This window comes from Kitasatospora sp. MAA4, assembly GCF_029893355.1.
Lineage (GTDB): Bacteria > Actinomycetota > Actinomycetes > Streptomycetales > Streptomycetaceae > Kitasatospora.
On the sequence record NZ_JARZAI010000032.1, the window covers coordinates 58,367 to 81,224 of the forward strand.

Consider the following 22,858-nt stretch of genomic DNA (forward strand, 5'->3'; position numbering starts at 1 on the left):
GCGCGGCTCAGCGCACGGCGATGAACGCCTCCGCGCCGCGAGCCGGCCGCTGCCGCGGAGCCGCCGCCGGTCGGCCCACCGCGACCGCGCCCATCGGGTCCCACCCGGCGGGCAGGCCGAGCACCGCGCGCACGGTGTCCCGGCAGAACATCGTGGAGGAGACCCAGGCCGATCCGTACCCCTCGCCGGTCAGCGTGACCAGCAGGTTCTGCACGGCGGCCCCGATCGCCACGGTGAACATCTCCCGCTCGGCGGCGGCCCGCCGGGCGTCCGGGTAGCTGTGCGAGCCGTCCATCACCAGGCACGGCACGACCAGGTACGGCGCCCCGCGCAGTACCTCGCCGCGCGCGGTGCGCCGGGCCACCTTGGCCTCGTCCCAGCCGTCCAGCTCGTGCAGGTCGCGCTGCCAGGCGGCGAGCATGGCGTCCAGCAGGGCGGTCCGCACCTCGGCGGACTCCAGCAGCACGAAGCGCCAGGGGGTGGTGTGGTGCGGGGCGGGCGCGGTGACGGCGGCGGCCACCGCGCGGCGGACGGCGGCCGGGTCGACCGGCTCGTCGGTGAACTCGCGCACGGTCCGGCGCAGCGTCACCGCCTCCCGGACGGCCTCGGAGGTGCCGAGCCGGAACATGTCGTCAACGGCGGGCCGGATCACCGGCCGGATGCCCGCGCCGTCGGGCCCGGTCACCAGCCGGTCGAGGCCGCGCACCAGCGCCACCGGGGTGCCGCCGGTCTTGCCCTTGACCAGGTCGCCGGCGGCGGCGAGTTCGTCGGCGATGGCGGTCACGGTGAGCGCGAGCTCGTTGCCGTGGCTGTCCAGCCGTCCGCGGTGGTCCTCCAGCACGTCCAGGCCGGCCGCGCCGATCGCCACGTCGGTGAGGCCGTTGCGCCATGGGCGTCCGAAGGTGTCGGTGACGACCACCGCGAGGCGGCGGCCGGTCAGCTGCTGCAGTCGTGCACGCAGCGCGCGGGCCGAGGCGTCCGGGTCCTCGGGCAGCAGCAGCACGGTGCCGGGCGCGGTGTTGGAGGCGTCCACGCCGGCCGCGGCCATCACCATGCCCTGCCGGTTCTCGACGATCCGGATCGTGCCGCGCCGGGCCACCACCCGGACGCTCTCGGCGTCGATCGCGGCCTCGCGGTCGGCGGCGTGCAGCAGCCGGCCCTCGGCCTTGCTGACGATCTTCGAGGTGACCAGCAGGATGTCGCCGTCGGCCAGCTCGGCCGCCTTGGCGATCAGGCCGGCCAGGTCGGCGCCCGCCTCGATCTCGGGCAGTCCGAGGACCGGCAGCACCTCCACCGCGGCGGGCCCGACCGGCGCCGTCACGCCCGGACCTGCTCGGCCAGCTCCAGCGCGGCCCGGGCCATCGCGGCGGTCGCGGCCGGGTCGGTCATCAGCAGCGGCACGGCCAGACAGCGGATGCCCCCGGCCGTCACCGCGTCCACCGACGCGGCGTCGGCCTCGTCCACCAGCCAGCCGTCGATCAGGTCGCAGCCGTAGTGCAGCGCCACCGCCTCGGCCGTGGCCTCGACGCCCACCGCGGCCAGCACCTTGTCGGCCATCCCGCGCACCGGCGCGCCGCCGATGATCGGCGAGAGGCCCACCACCGGCGCCGGCGCCGAGGCCACCGCCTGCCGGATGCCCGGCACGGCCAGGATCGTCCCGATGCTGACCACCGGGTTGGACGGCGGGAAGAGGATCACGTCGGCCGCGGCGATCGCCTCCAGCACGCCCGGCGCCGGCTTCGCGGTGTCCGCGCCCACCGGGATGATCGCCTCGGCGTCCACCGCGGCGTGCAGCTTCACCCAGTACTCCTGGAAGTGCACCGCCCGGGTGCCGTCCGCGTCGGTGATCCGCACGTGCGTCTCGACCCGGTCGTCGCTCATCGGCAGCAGCCGCACGCCGGGCTGCCAGCGGTCGCAGAGCGCCTCGGTGACGGCGCTCAGCGGGTAGCCGGCGCCCAGCATCTGGGTGCGCACGATGTGCGTGGCGAAGTCCTTGTCGCCCAGCCCGAACCAGGACGGCCCGACGCCGTAGGCGGCCAGCTCGTCCTTGACGGCGTAGCTCTCCTCCGCCCGGCCCCAGCCCTGGTCCTCGTGGATGCCCCCGCCGAGCGTGTACATCACGGTGTCCAGGTCCGGACAGACCTTCAGACCGAAGAGGTGGATGTCGTCCCCGGTGTTGCCGATGACGGTGATCTCGTCGCCGGGGGCGACCACGTCCTTGAGGCCGCGCAGGAAGCGTGCCCCACCGATCCCGCCTGCCAGTGCCACGATGCGCATGCGTCCATCCTGCCAGGCCGTCAGGACGGTTCGGGCACCGGCACTCAGGAGAGGCCGGGCTGCAACTCCGGGACCACCGCGCCGTACTGGTTCATCTCGGTCAGGCCCGGCGAGTAGAGGTGGATGCTGACGGCCGGCTCCAGCGCCGCGTTGACCACCTCGTGCAGGTACCCGGACGAGAACACTCTCTGCCCGCCGGGGCGCAGAGCGCGCAGGCCCTCGCCGGCGTGCGTGAGCGAGCGCTCGACCAGCTCGCCCTGAACCACCGTCATGACGCCGGAGGAGTCGCCGTGGTCGTGGAAGCCGCTGCTCTGGCCGGGCAGCCAGCTGAGCAGCCAGACCTCGTAGCCGGGGCCGGTCTCCAGTCGGGAGTACCAGCGGGTCAGCGCGTCGTAGCGGACCAGCGGGGCCCAGCGGGCGCGGTCGGCGGCGATCTCGCGGACCAGCTGGGCGTAGCCGGCCACCGTGGTCGGGTGGGCCGGCAGGTCGGTGCGGGCCAGGTGCGGGAAGGCCAGCGGGTCCCCGGCGATGCTGACGTCGCTGAGTCCGTCGGTCCACGGGCGCGCGGGCGCGGGCAGCTGGACGACGGGCGTCGCGGCGGCGCGGCGGGCCGGGTTGTTGCGGTCGCGGTTGCGCTTGCGGGGGCGGATGCGGTTGCGCATGGCGTGGGTCCTCGGATGCGGCTGGTGGCGGGAGGAGGATCAGCCGGATCCGCAGGGGGAGCTGTGCGGGCGGCCTCGGCGTTCCTGAGGCGGCGCGCAGAGGCCGGAAGGACAGGCCGGCGCGCCTAGCGACAACAGGAACAGAGGCAGCGACAGAGCGAGCTCGCGGCATGGCGAAGCGCCAGGTGGCTGCTTCGGCGCGCGATCGTCTCGGACATGGATAAAAGGAGACAGGTTCGAAGGGGTTCCTGTCAACTCTCTCTCCGGGACATTCAGGTCACATCAGGGATGAACCACCGGATCAGGTGATAAGTCAGCCTCTAGGTTTCGATGCGAAGATCGCCGGGAAGGGCAGCCGTGACCGGGTTGATCCCGGTCAGGACGTTTCGGGACGGTTCGGGTCGGCTCAGCCGGTCTGATCGGCGCGCCGGCGGACCCAAGGTCGGCCGGGGCGCAACCGGAACAGGTCCGGCACACGTCCCCGTGCACGGGGGCGTGGATCGGGCCCGGGGCGGAGTGCGTCGCCTGCGAGCTGCGGAAAGTCCGTCTTGTCCGGATATGTACACTAATTGTCAGCGCTTGGTTCCGGGGAGTGAATTCCCGACCCAATACCAGAGCTCGGCTTGACTGGGCCAGAGCGGCGCACATGTAATTTCACTCGTGTCGTTCAGCCGATCCAGGCCGCGGCCACATGCACGGGGACGCCAAGAGGGGCAGAGGAGGCGCGCCAATGAGCGAGCTCTTTGAGCTGTTGATCGGTGAGGACACCGAAGAGGAAGAGGAACTCGACTGGCAGGAGCGCGCACTGTGTGCCCAGACCGACCCGGAGTCCTTCTTTCCGGAGAAGGGCGGGTCCACCCGCGAGGCCAAGAAGGTGTGCCTGGCCTGCGAGGTGCGGTCCGAATGCCTTGAGTACGCCCTCGCCAACGACGAGCGATTCGGTATCTGGGGCGGGCTCTCCGAGCGCGAACGCCGTCGGCTCAAGAAGAGCGCGGTCTGATAAATCCCGCGGCATTCCGCCTCTTCGCGGAATCTGCGCAAGACCCGCCACTCGTGCAGGATCCACAGCAGTCAGCAAGCGCCTCGCCGCAACGGCGGGGCGCTTTCGCGTTTCCGTACGTCCGTCGGCACGGGTCGCACCCGGCGCCGCGCTCCGCCGCCGCTCAGCACCCCACCGGGTGGGAACCCCGTCCAGCCAGAGCCGTTAGTGTGGTGCGCCACCTGCCGTCCACCGGAACCGGGGCCTGCGCACTCGATGACTGCCTACAGCCACCAGAGCGGCTACTCAGACCAGCCGTCGTCCGCCCATCTGCCCCGCGGCCGCTACGGCGCAGGCGAGTCCCGCCCGCCCGCCTACCCCCGCCACCTGGTCACCGCCGTCATCGTCTCGCACGACGGCGCCCGCTGGCTGCCGCAGGCGCTGGCCGGCCTGCTCGGGCAGGACCGCCAGGTGCAGCGCATCCTCGCGGTGGACACCGGTAGCACCGACACCTCGCCGCAGCTGCTCGCCGACACCCTCGGCGACTGGCTCCCGCCGAGCGGACCGATCGTGCTCGGCCGGCGGGCCGGCTTCGGCACCGCCGTCGCCGAGGCCGTCTCCAGCAGCCCGCCGCTGCGCCCGGAGGACCTCCCGTACAGCCTGGACCCCTCCGGCTACGACCCGGTCACCGGCGGCTGGGACGACTTCGGCGACCCGCTCGCCTCCGAGGACGACCTCAACTCCGGCGGCCCGCGCGAGACCCAGCCGGTCGAGTGGCTCTGGCTGCTGCACGACGACTGCGAGCCGCAGACCGACGCGCTGCGCCGACTCCTCCAGGTCGCCGACACCACCCCCTCCGCCGCCGTCATCGGTCCCAAGCTGCGCAGCTGGTACGACCGCCGGCAGCTGCTCGAGGTCGGCGTGACCATCGCCCGCTCCGGCCGCCGCTGGACCGGTCTCGACCGCCGCGAGCAGGACCAGGGCCAGCACGACCAGGTCCGCCCGGTGCTCGCCGTCTCCACGGCCGGCATGCTGGTGCGCCGCGACGTCTTCGAGCAGCTCGGCGGCTTCGACCGGGCACTGCCGCTGATGCGTGACGACACCGACTTCTGCTGGCGGGTCAACGCTGCCGGCCACCGCGTGGTGGTCGCCCCCGACGCGGTGCTGCGGCACGCCGAGGCCGCCAGCCGCGAGCGCCGCGCGATCGACTGCGGCGCGGCTCACCCGCACCGGGTCGACAAGGCCGGCGCCGTCTACACCCTGCTCGCCAACTCCAAGCGGGCGGTCTTCCCGTACGTCCTGCTCCGGCTGGTGCTCGGCACCCTGCTGCGGGTGCTGGCCAACCTGGTCGGCAAGGACCCCAAGCAGGCGCTCGACGAGATCGCCGGCCTCGGCCACGAGCTGGTCCGCCTGCCGCGCCTGCTGCTGGCGCGCAAACGCCGTGCGCAGACCCGCAGTTACGACCCGCTGGACGACCGCAGCCTGTTCCCGGCGCCCGGCGCCACCGCACGGCTGGCGATCGAGACCGCGATCGGCTCGCTCGGCGTGGGCGGCGGTGACGACAGCACGGTCGGCCGGCACGGCTCGGCCGAGTCCGGGCCCGGCGACGACGACAACGAGGTGCTCGAGGTCGAGCAGTTCGCGGTGATCAAGAAGCTCGCCCGGCGCCCGGCGCCGGTGCTCTTCGCCTCGCTGCTGGTCTTCGCGCTGATCGCCGGACGCAACCTGATCGGCAGCGGCTCGCTGCTCGGCGGCGCCCTGCTGCCCGCCTCCGACGGCGCGTCAGGCCTCTGGGACATGTACGCGGGCAGCTGGCACCCGGTCGGCGCCGGCTCCACCGCGAGCGCGCCGCCGTACCTGGCGATGCTCTCGGTGCTCTCCTGGCTGCTCTTCGACCACGCCGACCTGGCGATCACCCTGCTGCTGGTGCTCTCCGTGCCGCTCGCGGCGGTCAGCGCCTACCTGGTCTCCCGCCCGCTGCTCGGCTCCAAGCTGGTGCGGGCCTGGGCCAGCGCCACGTACGCGCTGCTGCCCGCCGCCACCGGCGCCATCGCGCAGGGGCGGATCGGCACGGCGGTGCTCGCCGTGCTGCTCCCGCCGCTGGCCCGCGCCGCCGCCGTCTCGGCCGGCCTCGGGATCCGCAAGGAGACCGCCGCCAAGGGCGCCCGCCCGGGCTGGCGGTCCACCTGGATGACCGTCGCACTGCTCACCGCCTGCACCGCCTTCGTGCCGCTGACCTGGGCGATCGCCGTCCCGCTGTCGCTGGCCGCGCTGGCCGCGGCGGTGCTGCGCGGCGGCGCCTACGGCAGCGGCCTGGCGGCGGTCCGGCTGCTCGGCCTGCGGGTCGCGGTGACCCTCGGTACGCCGCTGCTGGTGCTCGCGCCCTGGTCGCTGCAGGTGCTCGCGCACCCGTCGCGGCTGCTGCTCGAAGCCGGCCTGCCGGGCTTCGACGGGCACGCGGCCAGTCCGCTGGGCCTGCTGCTGGTGAACCCGGGTGGTTCGGGCGTCCCGCCGGTCTGGCTCTCGGCGGGCGTGCTGCTCGCCGCGCTGGCCGCCCTGCTGCGCGCCGACCGCCGCCGTGCGGTGCTGGCCGCCTGGGGCGCGGCCGGTGCCGGCCTGCTCTTCACCGTCGTGGTGGCCGGCACCAGCGTGACGCCGGCCTCCGGCGGACCCGCGGTCGCGGCCTGGGCCGGTCCGGCCGCGCTGCTCAGCGGCATCGCGCTGCTCGCCGCCGCCGCGATCGGCGCGGACGGCGCCAACGCCCGCGTCGCGGGGATCGCCTTCGGCTGGCGCCAGCCGGTGGCCGCCCTGGTGGTGGCCTCCGCCCTGCTCGCACCGTTCGGCACCGCCGTCTGGTGGGCGGTCAGCGGCGCGGACGGTCCGCTGCACCGCACCGCGCAGTCCCAGGTGCCCGCCTTCATCGCGGAGGAGGCCGACACCTCCGACCGCTCCCGCACCCTGGTGCTGACCGGCAACGCCGCCGCCACCGACGTCCGGTTCGCGCTGGTCCGCGGCGCGGGCCTGACGCTCGGCCAGGCCGAGGGGACGGTGGACACCGGCGGGTCGAACCAGGCCCCGCTGACCAAGCTGGTCGGCAGCCTGCTGGCCGGCTCCGGCGCCGACCAGGCGGACGCGCTGGCCGGCTTCGGCGTCGAGTACGTCATGGTCGAGGACCCGATCATCGGCAAGGTCCAGAACATCCTGGACACCACCCCGGGCCTGACCCGGACCAGCCAGGGCAACGGCACCGCGCTCTGGCAGGTGACGAGCCGGCCGGCCACCCGCGCGGCGATCACCTCGGGGACCGCCCTGCCGATCGCCGTCCCGGCCGGAGCCGAGTCGATCGACACCACCGTCCCGTCCGGTCCGGCCGACCGGGTGCTGCGGCTGGCCGAGCAGGCCGACCCCGGCTGGCAGGCGACCCTGAACGGCACCGCGCTGACCCGGGTCACCGTGGACGGCTGGGCGCAGGGCTTCCAGCTGCCCGCCGGCGGCGGCCGACTGGTCGTCACCCGCAGCGGCAGCCTCACGCACACCGGCTGGATCTGGCTCCAGCTGCTGCTGGGCGTCACCGTGCTGGTGCTCGCCCTGCCGGGCCGGCGCAGCACCAAGGACGACGACCTGCCCGAAGAGGTGCTGGCCGCCGCTGCGCTGGCCGCCGCGGCCCAGGCGCAGGCGCCGGTGCCCGGCAGCCGCCGGGCCCGCCGGATGGCCGAGCGCGGCGAGGGCGAGGGCGAGCAGCCGGACACCGACCCCGGTGTCTACGGGACGGCCCCGGTCATCCCGGCGCAGCCCGCCGGCGAGCCGTACCAGGCGCCCGAGCCGGTGCCGGCCTTCGACCCGTACCAGCAGGCCGACCTCCAGCAGGGCGAGTACCAGCAGGTCGACCCGTACGGCTACGACCAGTACGCGGCCCAGCCGTCCTACGACCCGTACGTGGCGCAGCCGCAGTACGCGGGCGAGCAGTACGCCGCGGAGCAGCCCTACCAGGGCGATCCCTACACTGCCCAGCCCCAGCAGTACCAGCAGGAGTACCAGCAGCAGGAGTACGGCTACGACCCGTACGCCGGCCAGCCCCAGCAGCAGTACCAGCAGGGCTACCAGCAGCAGCCCTACGACCCCGACGATCCCTCCTACGGCGGCGGCCACCCGCACCACGACGGAGCTGACCCGCGATGAAGAAGCCTGCCCTGAAGAAGCCTGCCCTGAAGAAGCCGGCGCTCAAGAAGCCCGACTTCAGTCTGAAGCGCTCCGACTCGGCCACCCCCGGCGCCAGCCGGACCGGAATCTCGGTGCTCGCCGCCGCCGGTGTGCTCGTCCTGGTCCTGGGCGTCGCCGAGGCGCGCCCGCCGGCCGCTCCGGCCGGGCCTCCCGCCGGCGCGGCGCTCACCGCGCAGGTCGAGCGGACGGCGGTGGTCTGCCCGCAGCCCATGCAGGGGCTGACCGGCACCACCACGATCACCGCGCTCACCCCGGGCGCCGGCGGCACGGCGGCCGGCGGCAGCGGCACGGTCACCGACGTGACCCCGCCGGCGCCGGTGGCCTCCGCGCCGCCGTCCGGAACCCCGTCGGGCTCGCCCGCGCCGTCGTCCCCCGCGCCTTCCGCCGGCGCGGCCCAGGGGCAGCCCACCGGCGCCCGGCTGACGCTGGCCAAGCCCGGCGTGCCGGTCAGCGTGCAGGCCGCCAACACCGACACCGCGCCCGGCTCGCTCGCGGTCGCCACCGGCGCCTACGCGCCCGGCTTCACCGTCACCCAGACCACCACGGTCACCGACCAGCGCGGCACGGGCATGTCCGGCGTGACCTGCCAGCCGGACGGCACCGACTTCTGGTTCGCCGGCGCGAGCACCGCGGGCGACCGCGCCGACTACGTCGCGCTCACCAACGTCGGCGCGTCCTCGGCCGTGGTGGACATCAAGCTCTACGGCGACCAGGGCGAGGTGGACAGCGACGCGGCGAGCGGCATCACGGTGGCGCCCGGCGCCTCGCAGGCCGTCCTGGTCTCCACCCTCACCACCACCGCGTCGATCAACGACCTCGCCGTCGAGGTGGTCGCCCGCAGCGGCCGGATCTCGGCCGCACTGCACGCCTCGGACGGCTCCAAGGGCGCCGACTGGGTGCCCTCCTCGACGGCTCCGGCGCCCTCCCAGGTGATCGCCGGGCTGCCCGCCGACCTCACCGGGCTCGAACTGGTCGTGATGGCCCCCGGCAACGACGACGCCGACCTGAAGATCCAGCTCTCCGGCCCGAACGGCTGGTTCACCCCGGCCGGCCACGAGACCATCCACGTGAAGGCCGGCATGGTCAGCGCCGTCCAGCTCGGCCAGATCACCCGCGGCCAGGTCTCCGCGATGCGGCTGACGCCCTCCGACAACCAGAACGCCACCCCGGTGGTGGCCGGCCTGCGGGTCGACCGCTCGGTCAACGGCAAGTCCGACTCCGCCTGGCTGGCCGGGAGTTCACCGATCGGCAAGCGGGCCACCGTGGCGGACGGACGCGGCGGCGGGGCCTCCACGCTCTACCTCACCGCCTCGGACGCGGCCGCGAACGTCCGGGTGACCGCCTCGGCGAGCACCGGCGGCGGCACGCCGACCACCAAGGACGTCCAGGTGCCGGCCGGCTCCACGGTCTCGCTGCCCTCGCCCGAGCCGACCGGCGGCAACGGCCCGTTCGGCATCAGCGTGGAGACCCTCTCGGGCGGCCCGGTGGTGGCGGCCCGGATGCTGGCGGTCAACACCAACAACGTGCCGATGTTCACCATCCAGGCGATGAGCGACGACCACAGCAGCGTCGTGGTGCCGCAGGCCGCCCAGGACCCGGGCGTGCTGGTCCACTGACCGACTCGGCGGCCCGGGCAGCTGCCCGGGCCGCCGGTCACTCCTCGTCGTAGCGCGGGTCGATGGCGTCCGGCGAGAGCCCGAGCAGGTCGGCGACCTGCTCGATCAGGATCTCGTGCACCAGCGCGGCGCGGTCCTCGCGGGTCTTGGCCCGGATCTCCACCGGACGCCGGTAGACCACGATCTGGCTCTTGCGGCCCTGCCGGGCGGGCAGCACCCGGCCCAGCGGCACCCCGCCGGCCGAGCCCGCCGGCGGATCGTCCGGTTCGGCCTCGGGCACCTCGTCGACCGCGAACTCGACGTCTATCAGCTGCGGCCAGCGCCGCTCCAGGCGTTCCACCGACTCGCGGACGTAGTCGTCGAACAGTTCGGAGCGGCTGAGCGAGATCGGGACCTGAGGCGGCGCCAGCGGGCCGCGCAGGCCACGGCCGTGCCGGTCTCGGCGCCTGGCCCCGCGCGGCGGTCCGGCGGGAGGCTGCGGTGCGGGCGGTGGCGGTGCGGAGCTGTCCATATCGTTGCCGAGCCTAGCCCCAGACGGCCCGGAAATGGACCACACGAACAGCATCGGGGCGGCGCTCGAACGCGACACGAACCCGAGAACACGAGCGCGTCTTAGGCAGTTCGGCGTCGGTGCGGTACCGTCCACCCTCGTGAGCCCTGTACGTCGTTGTTCGCGGACCGCGTGCGGCCGACCGGCCGTCGCGACCCTGACGTACGTCTATGCCGATTCCACGGCCGTCCTGGGCCCGCTCGCCACCTATGCCGAGCCGCACTGCTACGACCTCTGCGCCGAGCACGCCGAGCGGCTGACCGCCCCGCGCGGCTGGGAGGTGGTCCGGCTGGCCGTCGACGCCGGGCCGATGCGCCGCAGCAGCGACGACCTGGAGGCGCTGGCCAACGCCGTCCGCGAGGCCGCCCGCCCGCACGACTACGCACCGCGCCCGGTGCGCTCCGCCGAAGGCGACCCGGCCGAGGCCGGCCGCCGCGGTCACCTGCGAGTCCTGCGCTCTCCCGAGAACTGAGCGGACCGGCGCCCGACCACTCAGCGTGGCGAGGCCGCCATCTGCACCCGGTACGCTGCTTCCCTGCCCGGGCGCACCCGCACCAATCGCGCATCCGCGGCGACGTATCGTGACCGTGGGCAACCAGCCCATCCCCATCGACACACACCAGGGTGGAGCCGCAGTGCGCGACCTCAAGCAGCTCGTGAAGGCGTACGACGTTCGAGGCGTCGTCCCGGACCAGTGGGACGAGAACCTGTCCCGTGCCTTCGGCGCCGCATTCGTGCAGGTCACCGGTGCCTCGGCGATCGTCGTGGGCCACGACATGCGTCCCTCCTCGCCGAGCCTGACGCGGGCCTTCGCCGAGGGCGCGGCCGCCCGCGGCGCGGACGTCACCGAGATCGGGCTCTGCTCCACCGACCAGCTCTACTACGCGAGCGGCAAGCTGGACCTGCCCGGCGCGATGTTCACCGCGAGCCACAACCCGGCCGAGTACAACGGCATCAAGCTCTGCCGCGCGGGCGCGGCCCCGGTCGGCGAGAACACCGGGCTGGCGGACATCCGCGAGCTGGTGCAGAGCTGGATCAACGAGGACGACACCGTGACGGTCCCGGTCGTGGACGCGGCGCCCGGCAAGCTGACCCAGCAGGACACCCTGCGCGGCTACGCCGACCACCTGCTCGGCCTGGTCGACCTCACCGCGATCCGCCCGCTCAAGGTCGTCGTGGACGCGGGCAACGGCATGGGCGGCCACACCGTCCCGACCGTGCTGGCCGGTCTGCCGCTGGACATCGTCCCGATGTACTTCGAGCTGGACGGCACCTTCCCCAACCACGAGGCCAACCCGCTCGACCCGAAGAACCTGGTCGACCTCCAGGCCAAGGTCAAGGAGGTCGGCGCCGACATCGGCCTGGCCTTCGACGGCGACGCCGACCGCTGCTTCGTGATCGACGAGCGCGGCGAGCCGGTCTCGCCGTCCGCGATCACCGCCCTGGTCGCCGTGCGCGAGCTGGCCCGCGCCCGGGCCAACGGCGAGGAGGGCGCAACGATCATCCACAACCTGATCACCTCCTGGACCGTCCCCGAGGTCGTCCGCGAGCACGGCGGCAAGCCGGTCCGCACCCGGGTCGGCCACTCCTTCATCAAGCAGGAGATGGCCGAGACCGACGCGATCTTCGGCGGCGAGCACTCCGCGCACTACTACTTCCGCGACTTCTGGCGCGCCGACACCGGCATGCTGGCGGCCCTGCACGTGCTCGCCGCCCTCGGCGGCCAGGACGGCACGCTCTCCGCGCTGACCGCCGAGTACGACCGCTACGCCGCCTCCGGCGAGATCAACAGCACCGTCGCCGACCAGGCGGAGCGCTCCGCCGCGGTGCGCGCCGCGTACGGCTCGCTGGAGGGCGTCAGCATCGACGAGCTGGACGGCCTGACCATCGCCGGCGACGACTGGTGGTTCAACCTGCGCGCCTCCAACACCGAGCCGCTGCTGCGCCTGAACGTCGAGGCCAAGGACCCGGCCAAGATGGCCGACCTGCGCGATGCGGTGCTCGCGCTGGTCCGCGCCTGATCCGTTCTCCGACACGCCCCGGCCGGTAGTCTTGCTACCGGTCGGGGCGCCGTCGCGTCCCGCCTCCCCCCATGCACTGGAGCCCGCCGCCCATGACGCTCGAACCGTTCCTCCTGGAGATCCTGGTCTGCCCGCAGTGCCGGGCCGCACTGGCCGAGGCCGGCACCGAGGACCAGCCGGAACTGGCCTGCACCGGTGACGACTGCGGCCTGGTCTACCCGGTCCGCGACGGCATCCCGGTCCTCCTCGTGGACGAGGCCCGCCGCCCCGCTTAGCATCTGATCCCGCAGCTCGGAGGCCAGCCGCATGCTCGACGACAGCCTGCTCGACGACCCGGCCGCCCTGCAGCGCGCCGACCAGGACCACGCGCTGCTCGCCCTCGCGGGCTCCGGCGCGCGGGTCCGCACCGCGCTCCGGCTGGCCGACGCGGCCGGCCTGGGCCGACTCCAGCCGGACGGCCGCCCGCGCGCCGTCCTGGTGGCCGGTCACGGCAGCGCCCTGACGGCCGGTGAGGCGCTGGCCGCGCTGGCCGGCACCGCCACGCTGATCCAGCCGCTGCCCGCCGCGGACGCCCGCCCGGCCGGCGGCAGCTCCGCCTTCAGCACCAGCCTGACCTGGCAACTCCCGGGCTGGGTCGGTCCGCTGGACCTGCTGGTGATCGCCACGCCGGACGGTTTCGAACAGGGCCTGATCGCCCTTGCCCAGCAGGCCTACGCCCGTGGCTGCGCCATCGCGGTGATCTGCCCCGAGGACCGGCCGCTGGCCGAAGCCGCGCTCCAGGTGCGCGGGCTGCCGCTGCCGTACGTGCCGTCGGCCACCGAGGAGCCCGCCCAGGCGCCCGAGCCCGACCTGCCCGCCGAGGACCCCGGTGCGCTGTGGGCCTTCCTCGCGCCGCTGCTCGCGCTGGCCGCCCGGATCGGCGTCGTCCCGCTCGGCACCGGCGCCCTGGAGCGGGCCGCGGACCTGCTGGACGAACTGGCGGTCCGCCACCGTCCGGACGCCGCCGCCTACCTCAACCCGGCCAAGGGCCTGGCCGCCCGGCTCGCCGGTACCGTCCCGCTGCTCTGGAGCGAGGGCCCGATCGCCGCGGTGGCCGCCGACCGCTTCGCCGCGATGCTCGCCGACCGGGCCGGCCTGCCCGCCGTCACCGGGCAGCTGCCGCAGGCGCTCACCGCGCACCGCGGCATGTTCGCCGGCGGTCTGGGCGGCGGCGCCGACCCGGACGACTTCTTCCGCGACCGGGTCGACGAGCCGGAGCCGCTCACCCTTCAGGTCCTGCTGCTGCGGCACGTCCCGCTGGACGACGCCGACGCGCAGGGCGAACTCCCGCCGGAGGCCGTCCCCGAGCCCGCGTCGGCCACCCCCGCCGTGCGCCGCGCGCACCGGCTGGCGGCCAATCACGACGTCCGGCTCACCGAGTACACCGGCATCCGCCAGGAACCGCTGGAGGCCCTGGTGGAGTTGGTCGTCCTGACCGACTTCGCTGCCGTCTACCTGGGCCTGGCAGCCGAGCCGGGTCACTGATCGGCTGATCCGCAGGTCGGCTAGGGTCTTAGGCTCTAAGGGCCCTGAACCGGGCAATTCACACACTTCGAACTGGGAGCAGGGCCGCGCCGATGGACCGACTCGCCAACACCGTCCGTCCCTACGCCTGGGGTTCGACCACCGCGATCCCGGCCCTGCTGGGCGAGCAGCCCACCGGCGAGCCGCAGGCCGAGCTCTGGCTGGGCGCCCACCCCGGTGCGCCGTCCCGGCTGGACCGCGGCGCCGGCCCGCGCCCGCTGGACCAGGTGATCGCCGAGGACCCGGCCGCCGAGCTCGGCGCGGACGCGGTGGAGCGGTTCGGCCCGACGCTGCCCTTCCTGCTCAAGGTGCTGGCCGCCGGCATCCCGCTCTCCCTCCAGGTGCACCCGGACCTGGCGCAGGCGCGCGCGGGCTTCGCCGCCGAGGAGGCCGCCGGGGTGCCGGTCGAGGCCGGCCACCGGAACTACAAGGACGCCAACCACAAGCCCGAACTCATCTGCGCGCTGGACGAGTTCGAGGGCCTGTGCGGCTTCCGCGACCCGCTCGCGACGGCTGACCTGATGGCCGCGCTGGGCGTCCCCGCGCTCGACCCGCTGATCGCCCTGCTGCGCACCGAGCCCGCCGACCGCGCCCTGCGCGAGACCCTGGCCGCCGTGCTCGGCAGCGACCGGGCGAGCGTCGCGGTGACCGTCAAGGAGGTGGCCGACGCGCTGGACCGCGCGCTCGCCGCCGCGCCCGACTCCCCGTACGCGCCGGCCTGGGCGGGCTACGCCTACGCCGCCGAGCACTTCCCCGGCGACCCCGGGGTGCTGGCCGCGCTGCTGCTCAACCACTTCCGGCTGAAGCCGGGCGAGGCGCTCTACCAGGGCGCCGGCATCCCGCACGCCTACCTGCGCGGCACCGGCGTGGAGATCCTCGCCAACTCCGACAACGTGCTGCGCAGCGGCCTCACCCCCAAGCACGTGGACGTCCCCGAGCTGCTGCGCGTGGTCCTCTTCGAGGCGGGCGACCCGGACGTGGTACGCCCGGTCGAGGGCGCCGACGGCGAGGAGCTCTACCCGGTGCCGATCGACGACTTCCGGCTCTCGCGCTTCACCCTGACGGCCGACGGCCCGCAGCGCCGGGTGGACGGCCGGGCGGCCCAGATCCTGCTCTGCACCGAGGGCGAGGTCGAGCTGACCGACACCGCGGGGGAGACCCTGACGCTGAGCCAGGGCCAGTCCGCGTACCTGCCCGCCACCGGCACCGCCACCACGCTGGCCGGCTCCGGCGTCCTGTTCCGCGCGACCGTCACCCTCTGAGGGCCGGCGCGTGAGCACCGAGGGCGGCACCAGGGCGCTGGTCGCGGCGCTGTCCGCCAACCTGGCCATCGCGGTCGGCAAGTTCACCGCGTTCGCCTTCACCGGTTCGTCCTCGATGCTCGCCGAGGGGGTGCACTCGGTCGCCGACTCGGGCAACCAGGTGCTGCTCCTGGTGGGCGGCAAGCGGGCGAAACGGGCGGCCGACGAGGAGCACCCGTTCGGCTACGGCCGCGAGCGCTACGTCTACGGGTTCCTGGTCGCCATCGTGCTGTTCAGCGTCGGCGGGCTCTTCGCGGTCTACGAGGGTTACCACAAGATCCGCGACCCGCACGAGCTGCACGGCTGGTACTGGGCGGTCGGCGTGCTGGTCTTCGCGATCTGCATGGAGGGCTGGTCCTTCCTGACGGCCTACCGCGAGGCGAGCCGGATCAAGGGCGACCTCGGCTGGGCCGCGTACATCCGGCGGGCCAAGGCCCCCGAGCTGCCGGTGGTCCTGCTGGAGGACACCGGCGCGCTGATCGGCCTGGTGCTCGCGCTGATCGGTGTCGGGCTCACCGTGATCACCGGGAACGGCGTCTGGGACGGCGTGGGCACGCTCAGCATCGGCCTGCTGCTGGTGGTCATCGCGATCGTGCTGGCGCTGGAGACCAAGTCGCTGCTGATCGGCGAGTCGGCCGACGCGTCCACTGCGGCGCGGATCCGCGCGGCGCTGGTGGACGGCGGCTCGGTCACCGAGGTGATCCACATGCGCACCCTGCACGTCGGTCCCGAGGAGCTGCTGGTCGCCGCGAAGATCGGCGTCCGGCACGACGACACGGCGGCGAGGGTGGCTCAGGCCATCGACGAGGCGGAGGCGCGGGTCCGGGCCGCCGTCCCGATCGCCCGCGCCATCTACCTGGAGCCGGACGTCTACTCGGCCGAGAAGGCCGCGGCCGGCCCCGACCCGGAGGCCACCCCGGGCGGCCCGGGCCTGGGCCACTGATTCCCGTCGATCTTCCGCGTGGGGCGGCGCGAATCCTCCGGTGACGCCGCGCGGGCCGGGGCCCTCGGTGTAGATTCGTCCCAGAGCCGAACGTCGCTGCTGATGGCGGTCGATCGAGTGCGAGCGGCAAGCCGCCCGCCCGGTCGAGGGAGAGAGGTCCTCCGACGGATTGTGCTGGAGCACGGCGCCTCGGCGTCGAACAGCGGTGATGGCAACCGTTTGTTCGGCGTGCCCGGACGCCGTGCTGCGACACACGCCGGACCTTGGCCCTACCCGCCCGCCCATGCAGCGAGGAGCTGACGCATGTCGTCCAACATCACCGGTGACTTCAAGGTCGCCGACCTTTCCCTTGCCCCGTTCGGCCGCAAGGAGATCCAGCTGGCCGAGCACGAGATGCCCGGCCTGATGTCGATCCGCAAGGAGTTCGCCGCCACCCAGCCGCTGGCCGGGGCGCGGATCACCGGTTCGCTGCACATGACCGTGCAGACCGCCGTGCTGATCGAGACCCTGGTCGCGCTCGGCGCCGAGGTCCGCTGGTGCTCCTGCAACATCTTCTCCACCCAGGACCACGCCGCCGCCGCCATCGCGGTCGGCCCGGAGGGCACCCCCGAGAACCCCACCGGCGTGCCGGTCTTCGCCTGGAAGGGCGAGACGCTGGAGGAGTACTGGTGGTGCACCGAGCAGGCGCTCAGCTGGCCGAACGGTCAGACCGCGAACATGATCCTGGACGACGGCGGCGACGCCACGATGCTGATCCACAAGGGCGTCGAGTTCGAGAAGGCCGGTGCCGCTCCGGACCCGTCCACCGCGGACAACGACGAGTTCCGGATCGTCCTCGAGGTGCTCAACCGCACCCTCAAGGAGACCCCCACCAAGTGGACCGAGGCCGCCGCCGCGATCAAGGGCGTCACCGAGGAGACCACCACCGGTGTCCACCGCCTGTACGAGATGCACCGTGAGGGCAAGCTGCTCTTCCCGGCCATCAACGTCAACGACGCGGTCACCAAGTCGAAGTTCGACAACAAGTACGGCTGCCGCCACTCGCTGATCGACGGCATCAACCGCGCCACCGACGTGCTGATCGGCGGCAAGGTCGCCGTCGTGGCCGGCTACGGCGACGTGGGCAAGGGCTGCGCCGAGTCGCTGCGCGGCCAGGGCGCCCGCGTGATCATCACCGAGATCGACCCGATCTGCGCCCTGCAGGCGGCGATGGACGGCTACCAGGTCACCACCCTGGAGGAGGTCGTCTCGATCGCCGACATCTTCATCACCACCACGGGCAACAAGGACATCATCCTTGCCAAGCACATGGAGCAGATGAAGCACCAGGCGATCGTCGGCAACATCGGCCACTTCGACAACGAGATCGACATCGCCGGCCTCGCGAAGCTCCCGGGCATCGTGAAGACCGAGGTGAAGCCGCAGGTCCACGAGTGGCGCTTCGCGGACGGCCACACCATCATCATGCTGTCCGAGGGCCGCCTGCTGAACCTGGGCAACGCGACCGGCCACCCGTCGTTCGTGATGTCCAACTCCTTCGCGAACCAGACGATCGCGCAGATCGAGCTCTTCACCAAGACCGAGGAGTACCCGGTCGACGTCTACGTGCTGCCGAAGCACCTGGACGAGAAGGTCGCGCGCCTCCACCTGGACGCGCTGGGCGTCAAGCTCACCGTCCTGAGCAAGGACCAGGCCGACTACATCGGCGTCCCGGTCGAGGGCCCGTACAAGCCGGAGACCTACCGCTACTGATGCGCTGAAGCCGACCGACCGGGACTCCCCTGTGACCCCGGTCGGTCGGCTTTTCGCTGCTTGGCCGTCAGTTCGCTACATGTGTCGTCCAGCTCCCCTCGTCCGTGCCGAGCAGGGTGAACCTGTCGAGTAGCCCGGCCGGTCCGCCGACCTGGTCGAGCATCGCCGCCGGCGCGGCCCCGAGATCGATGCAGGCCCGGACTCCCCGCTCCACCTTGCAGTTGAGCGCAGTGGGAGCGGCCGTTCCGCTGGCCTCCGAGCTCGGCGCACCGGCCGTGGCAGCCGGGGTGACGTCGACGCTGACCCGCGAGTCGCCCACCTGGAACGTCAGCCCGGCGGTCCACGGCTTGCCGGCACCGACCGGTCGGCTGAGGTAGGCGCTCGCGAACTGGAAGCCGTCCGGCATTCCGGCGACCCAGAACGGCAGGGCGAGCTGCTTCGTGCCCTCCGTCACGCCCGCCGCGATGCGCGGCGGCGTCTGCTGGTCGTTCTGCGCCAGTCCGGAGGAGTTGAGCTCCGCCCACCGGCCGTCCGCGAGCTGCCAGCGCAGCACGCTGTCGTGGTGGTAGGCCGGATCGTTCCGGACCAGCCAGTACGCCGGCTGCCCGTTGACCCGCGGGGCGTCCACCCGGGTCGCCGTCGCCTCACCCGATCCGGGCTGCGGGGGCTTCTGCCCGGGCTGGTAGATCATCAGCTGGATCTGAATGCCGACGCCGCCGAGCCCGCCGGTGGCCTCCGCGTACGCGGCGCGGCCGGCCATCTCGTACCGGACCTGGGTGACGTCCGGCGGCAGCCAGCCGAACACCGCGTCCGTCGTCAGCGGATCGTGCCCGGTCGCGGGCGGGCTGGGAGCGGCCGAGGTCGGCGACGCCGGCACTGTCGGGACGACCTGGTGGGCCCCGCCGCTCGGCAGCTGGCTCAGCAGCAGCCCGGCGCCGACCGCGAGGGCGGTGCCGGTGGCCAGGGCGGCGACCCGGCGCCGCATCAGGCGGGAGCGTCCGGCGCGCAGGGCCGCGGAGGCGTCCACGGCGCTCGGCGGTGCCGGCGAGTCGGCCAGTGCGGTGAGCTCCGAAGCGAGGTCGGTGACATCGATGTTCATGCCTGGGTCCTCTGTGCGGGGCGGAGTACGAGGCTGCGGCGCAGGGTGTCGAGACCGCGCGAGGTCTGGCTCTTGATGTTCCCGGACGAGCAGCCGAGTGCGTCGGCGGCCTGCTCGATCGACAGGTCGCAGTAGTAGCGCAGCACCACGGCCGCCCGCTGGCGCGGCGGAAGGGCGCTGAGCGCCTGGCGCAGGTCCAGCGAGGCTTCCAGGTCTGCGTGAGTGACGGCCGCCTCGACATCCAGGTCGACGTCGCCGCCGCGCCGCAGGGTCAGCCGCCCCCAGGGGGAACGCTGCTCGGCCAGGAAGGTGTTCACCAGCACCCGCCGGGCGTAGCCGTCCACATTGTCGGCCCGGGAGACCCGTCCCCAGTGCGTGTACAGCTTGGTGATCGTCTCCTGGACCAGGTCGTCAGCGCGGTGCCAGTCGCCGCACAGCAGGTAGGCCACCTTTCGCAGCCAACCCGTCCTCGACGCGACGAACTCGGTGAACTCCGCGTCGCGTGTCGCCTTGGCCATCGATGGCCACGCTCCTCTCAGCGGCAGCGCTATCCGCACTGCTCGACTCCCTGATGCGGGTGCCCCGGCGAAAGGTTGCATCACCTAGTCTTTGGATCATGCCCAATGGCCGATACGTGCTCCACGACCCGCATGACCACGCCCCGCTCGGCGAGGAGCGGTTCAGCTGCGCGCCCGGCCCGGCGGGCTGGCGCTACGTCTCGAAAACCTACGGCCCCGACGGCAGCACCCTGGGCACCACCGACCTCACCCTCGACTCGCGCAGCCGCCCGCTCCGGATGGAGCTGCGCTCCGGCGGCTGGCAGGTCCGCGGCGGCGCGGTGGACGGTGTCGCCTGGCTGCGGACCGACTCCGCCGACCCGGCGGGCGCGCTCGCCGTCGAGGGGCACGACCGGGCGCACGGCTTCAGCGGCGACTCGCCGGCCTTCCTGATCGCCACCGCGCGGCTGCTGCGGCTCGAGGAGGGGGGCAGCGCCCGGGTGCGGCTGGTCTCCTTCACGGGGGCCGCGCTGGCGCCGCGGACCTTCGACCAGGGCTGGACGCTGGAGGGCGTGGAGAGCCATCCGACCGACAGCGGGCCGCTGCTGGTCGAGCGCTACCAGGTGGCCGACCTGGAGACCGGCGAACAGCGCCTGGTGCACCTGGCCGGGGACGTGGTCCTTGCGGCGCCGGGGATCGAGCTGGAGGAACTGCAGTCGCCGCCCAACGCGTGGCCGAGTGACTGAGAGCCTGTGGCCGCTCAGCCCGGCAGGGCGAACCCGCCGTCGGTCGTCCCGGTGACGGGCGGTGCGGGCGGTGCGGATGGTGTGGGTGGTGCGATCGGCACCGGAGGAGCCACCGCTGCGGCGACCGGCCCTGGTACCGGGGTCGCGACCCGTCCGGCCGCGCGCTCCCACTCACGGCGCTGCCGCTCGGTCAGCACCGCGCCGAGATAGCTGACCGGGTCCAGCCCGGCCGGCGCCGCCCACCGGGTCAGCGCCGCCAGCTCGTCGGCCAGGCCGACTGCCATCCGGAACGCGATCGCGGCGTCCAACTGTCCGGTGCGCGAGAGCAGTTGGCGAATGGCCAGCCAGAGCCCGTCCGGCACCGCCGAGAGGTCGAGCCGCACCAGTTCCGGGCCCAGCGCGTGCAGCACCTGCGGCGGCGGGGGCCTGAACGTCGACGTCCCGCGGGCCGTCGACACCCGCTCCCGCACCACCAGCGTGCCCGCGAACACGTCGCCGAGCCGCCGTCCCTCGGACGAGATCAGCGAGCAGATCGCCGCAGGCGCCCCGGTCAGCATGATGATCTCGAAGAAGCCCACCAGCCCCCGGACCAGTGCGTGCCGGAACCGCACCGGCCCGCCGTCGGTCCGCACCACGCGCAGACCGAGCGCCAGCTTCCCGAGCGACTTCCCCCGGGTGAGGGTCTCCACCAGCACGGGCACCGCCACCAGGAAGAACACCATCATGCTCAGCAAGATCGCGGCGGCTGCGGCGCCGTCCAGCTGCGGCTGAACCAGCATCAGCACCAGCGCGCAGAGGAAGAACACCACGATCTCCAGCGCCAGGTCCAGCAGCACCGCGAGCGCCCGACTGGGCAGTTTCGCTGTCCGCAGGCCGAGAACAACGGCCTCACCCGTCACCAGGTCGCTCACTGCACCCGCCCGTTCCGTCTGCCGTTCTGCACCTGCACCGCTTCTTCTCCGGTCAACATACGGGTCCGCCCGAAGCCCGTGAAGGTCAGCACCCGCTTCGCCGTCCCGCAGCTCTCCTGCTCTGGCAAGCTGTGCCCCGGGGGGCGTCGTCCCGCCTCGCCGTGCCCGTCAGCCCGCTTGGAGTGGACCAGCTCATGGATCTCGACGTCTTCGTCGCCGCGCACCAGGCGGAGTGGGCGCGCCTGGAGACCCTCAGCCGGCGTCGCAGACTGGACGGCGCCGAGGCAGACGAACTGGTCACCCTCTACCAGCGGGCCACCAGCCACCTCGCCCGAATACAGGCCGGCGCACCGGACCCCGCCCTGGAAGGACGCCTGACCACCCTCGTCGCCCGCGCCCGCAACGCCGTCACCGGCAGCCGGGCCGCAGGCTGGCGAGACGTCGGACGGTACTTCGCCGCCGGGTTCCCCGCGGCGCTCTACCGCTCCCGCCGCTGGTGGATCCCGATCGCGCTGCTCTCCCTGCTGGCGTCGGCGCTGATCGCCTGGTGGGTGGCGACCCACCCGGAGGTCCGGGCGAGCCTGGCCACCCCGGAGCAGCTGCGCGAGATGACCAAGCCCGGCGGCGAGTACCAGGCGTACTACTCGGATCGCCCTGCGAGCTCCTTCGCCGCCCAGGTCTGGACGAACAACGCGTGGATCGCGGCCCAGTGCCTGGTCTTCGGCGTCTTCCTCGGCCTCCCCGTCCTCTGGATCCTGCTGCAGAACGTGCTGAACCTCGGCGTCGGTCTCGGCCTGATGGCCTCCGCCGGCCGGCTCGACCTCTTCCTCGGACTGCTGCTGCCGCACGGCCTGCTCGAACTGACCGCGGTCTTCGTGGCCGGCGGCCTGGGCCTACGGCTGGGCTGGACGGTCATCGACCCGGGCCCGCGCACCCGCGCCGTCGCACTCGCCGAGGAGGGCCGCGCAACGATGGGCATGGCGATGGGCCTGGCAGCCGTTCTGTTCGTCAGCGGCATTCTCGAAGCATTCGTGACACCGTCCGGCCTGCCCACCTGGGCGCGAATCGGCATCGGCGTGACGGCGGAGACGCTTTTCCTGCTCTACGCCCTGGTCCTCGGCCGCCGCGCCGCCAGGGCCGGCGAGCGCGGCGACGTCGACGCGGCCGACCGCGCCGACCTTCAGCCGATGGCGGCCTGACCCCCTCTGACCTGGTAGTCTTCTCATCACGCCAGAAAGCCCGTTGACACGGACCGGACCGGCTAGTAGATTCGAACGGTTGGCTCCGACTGGACAACAGTCGCGCTCAGGCGGTAGGGTCAACGACACAGCAAGCCGAGGCAGGCGCATCCACGATGCGAGCCCGGCAAGCGAAATCCGGAAACAGAACCTGCGAAATCTTTTGATAAGCTTCGCTGGCAAGTTGAAGGAAATCCTGTCAGCAGGAAATCAGCAAAGAAACCGCCGGTAAAACGGTGCGAATCGGATCTGATAAGCTGAATGCAGAACGAACGAAGCGCCCGGAGATACTGCGAAGGCAGTTCGAAGGAAGCGTCCGTTCCTTGAGAACTCAACAGCGTGCCAAAAGTCAACGCCAGATATGTTGACATCCCCGGCCTCGATCATTGATCGGGGTTGGAGATTCCTTTTGAAGTAAGACACAGCGAGGACGCAGTGCACGTGACCGCCCTATTCCGGTGGTTGTCGTGCCGCTCAACGCG

General features: G+C 73.0%; 20 protein-coding genes. 12 read left to right on the forward strand and 8 right to left on the reverse strand.

The window, feature by feature from the left end; translation table 11 throughout:
* Positions 1-7: 7 nt before the first annotated feature.
* The 3 genes from P3T37_RS31575 to P3T37_RS31585 are packed head-to-tail and all read right to left on the reverse strand — an operon-like array spanning position 8 to position 2,939.
* Entirely contained in the window at positions 8-1,321 is a 1,314-nt protein-coding gene (locus P3T37_RS31575; protein ID WP_280727343.1) for a coenzyme F420-0:L-glutamate ligase, read from the reverse strand.
* Entirely contained in the window at positions 1,318-2,277 is a 960-nt protein-coding gene (cofD, locus tag P3T37_RS31580) for a 2-phospho-L-lactate transferase (protein WP_280727344.1), read from the reverse strand. The genes P3T37_RS31575 and cofD overlap by 4 nt, the downstream gene beginning before the upstream one ends.
* Before the next feature lie 44 nt (positions 2,278-2,321).
* Complete coding sequence (locus P3T37_RS31585; RefSeq protein ID WP_280727345.1) at positions 2,322-2,939, reverse strand: cysteine dioxygenase family protein; 618 nt, start codon at positions 2,937-2,939, stop codon at positions 2,322-2,324.
* 730 nt (positions 2,940-3,669) lie between these two features.
* Between P3T37_RS31585 and P3T37_RS31590 the strand changes: the two genes are divergently transcribed.
* The 3 genes from P3T37_RS31590 (at position 3,670) to P3T37_RS31600 (ending at position 9,755) form a co-directional block, all read left to right on the forward strand.
* Positions 3,670-3,939, forward strand: coding sequence for a WhiB family transcriptional regulator (locus P3T37_RS31590; protein WP_035801107.1), 270 nt, complete (start codon positions 3,670-3,672; stop codon positions 3,937-3,939).
* A gap of 255 nt (positions 3,940-4,194) precedes the next feature.
* Complete coding sequence (locus P3T37_RS31595; protein ID WP_280727346.1) at positions 4,195-8,097, forward strand: glycosyltransferase family 2 protein; 3,903 nt, start codon at positions 4,195-4,197, stop codon at positions 8,095-8,097.
* Entirely contained in the window at positions 8,094-9,755 is a 1,662-nt protein-coding gene (locus P3T37_RS31600) for a DUF5719 family protein (RefSeq protein WP_280727347.1), read from the forward strand. Before P3T37_RS31595 ends, P3T37_RS31600 begins: the two co-directional genes overlap by 4 nt.
* Before the next feature lie 37 nt (positions 9,756-9,792).
* Here P3T37_RS31600 and P3T37_RS31605 read toward each other — a convergent pair whose 3' ends face one another.
* The gene (locus P3T37_RS31605) at positions 9,793-10,266 is read right to left on the reverse strand and encodes a metallopeptidase family protein (protein ID WP_280727348.1); all 474 of its coding nucleotides are present in this window, start codon (positions 10,264-10,266) and stop codon (positions 9,793-9,795) included.
* A 139-nt stretch (positions 10,267-10,405) separates the two neighbouring features.
* Here P3T37_RS31605 and P3T37_RS31610 point away from each other — a divergent pair, with 139 nt between their 5' ends.
* From P3T37_RS31610 to ahcY, 7 genes are all read left to right on the forward strand, one after another.
* A complete protein-coding gene (locus P3T37_RS31610; RefSeq protein ID WP_280727349.1) occupies positions 10,406-10,777 on the forward strand; it encodes a DUF3499 domain-containing protein in 372 nt (123 codons plus the stop codon).
* A gap of 163 nt (positions 10,778-10,940) precedes the next feature.
* On the forward strand, positions 10,941-12,326 hold the full coding sequence (locus tag P3T37_RS31615; RefSeq protein WP_280727350.1) for a phosphomannomutase/phosphoglucomutase: 1,386 nt from the start codon (positions 10,941-10,943) through the stop codon (positions 12,324-12,326).
* A 92-nt stretch (positions 12,327-12,418) separates the two neighbouring features.
* Entirely contained in the window at positions 12,419-12,601 is a 183-nt protein-coding gene (locus tag P3T37_RS31620; protein WP_280727351.1) for a Trm112 family protein, read from the forward strand.
* Between the two features lie 31 nt (positions 12,602-12,632).
* Positions 12,633-13,850, forward strand: coding sequence for an SIS domain-containing protein (locus P3T37_RS31625; RefSeq protein WP_280727352.1), 1,218 nt, complete (start codon positions 12,633-12,635; stop codon positions 13,848-13,850).
* A gap of 92 nt (positions 13,851-13,942) precedes the next feature.
* Positions 13,943-15,151 (forward strand): mannose-6-phosphate isomerase, class I, encoded by a 1,209-nt coding sequence (gene manA, locus P3T37_RS31630; RefSeq protein ID WP_280727353.1) that lies wholly within the window; start codon positions 13,943-13,945, stop codon positions 15,149-15,151.
* Positions 15,152-15,161: 10 nt separating this feature from the next.
* Positions 15,162-16,133, forward strand: a complete 972-nt coding sequence (locus P3T37_RS31635; protein WP_280727354.1) for a cation diffusion facilitator family transporter — start codon at positions 15,162-15,164, stop codon at positions 16,131-16,133.
* Positions 16,134-16,436: 303 nt separating this feature from the next.
* Positions 16,437-17,885, forward strand: coding sequence for an adenosylhomocysteinase (ahcY, locus tag P3T37_RS31640; protein WP_280727355.1), 1,449 nt, complete (start codon positions 16,437-16,439; stop codon positions 17,883-17,885).
* A 67-nt stretch (positions 17,886-17,952) separates the two neighbouring features.
* Here ahcY and P3T37_RS31645 read toward each other — a convergent pair whose 3' ends face one another.
* Positions 17,953-18,984 (reverse strand): hypothetical protein, encoded by a 1,032-nt coding sequence (locus P3T37_RS31645; protein WP_280727356.1) that lies wholly within the window; start codon positions 18,982-18,984, stop codon positions 17,953-17,955.
* Positions 18,981-19,502, reverse strand: a complete 522-nt coding sequence (locus P3T37_RS31650) for a SigE family RNA polymerase sigma factor (protein WP_280727357.1) — start codon at positions 19,500-19,502, stop codon at positions 18,981-18,983. Before P3T37_RS31650 ends, P3T37_RS31645 begins: the two co-directional genes overlap by 4 nt.
* Positions 19,503-19,600: 98 nt before the next feature.
* Here P3T37_RS31650 and P3T37_RS31655 point away from each other — a divergent pair, with 98 nt between their 5' ends.
* Positions 19,601-20,227 (forward strand): hypothetical protein, encoded by a 627-nt coding sequence (locus P3T37_RS31655; protein ID WP_280727358.1) that lies wholly within the window; start codon positions 19,601-19,603, stop codon positions 20,225-20,227.
* Between the two features lie 14 nt (positions 20,228-20,241).
* Here the strand turns inward: P3T37_RS31655 and P3T37_RS31660 are convergent, their stop codons facing one another.
* Complete coding sequence (locus P3T37_RS31660; protein ID WP_280727359.1) at positions 20,242-21,138, reverse strand: RDD family protein; 897 nt, start codon at positions 21,136-21,138, stop codon at positions 20,242-20,244.
* 194 nt (positions 21,139-21,332) lie between these two features.
* On the opposite strand from P3T37_RS31660, the gene P3T37_RS31665 reads away from it, so the two are divergent.
* Positions 21,333-22,337, forward strand: a complete 1,005-nt coding sequence (locus P3T37_RS31665; protein WP_280727360.1) for a stage II sporulation protein M — start codon at positions 21,333-21,335, stop codon at positions 22,335-22,337.
* A 119-nt stretch (positions 22,338-22,456) separates the two neighbouring features.
* Here the strand turns inward: P3T37_RS31665 and P3T37_RS31670 are convergent, their stop codons facing one another.
* Positions 22,457-22,747, reverse strand: a complete 291-nt coding sequence (locus tag P3T37_RS31670; protein WP_280727361.1) for a hypothetical protein — start codon at positions 22,745-22,747, stop codon at positions 22,457-22,459.
* Between the last annotated feature and the right edge of the window lie 111 nt (positions 22,748-22,858).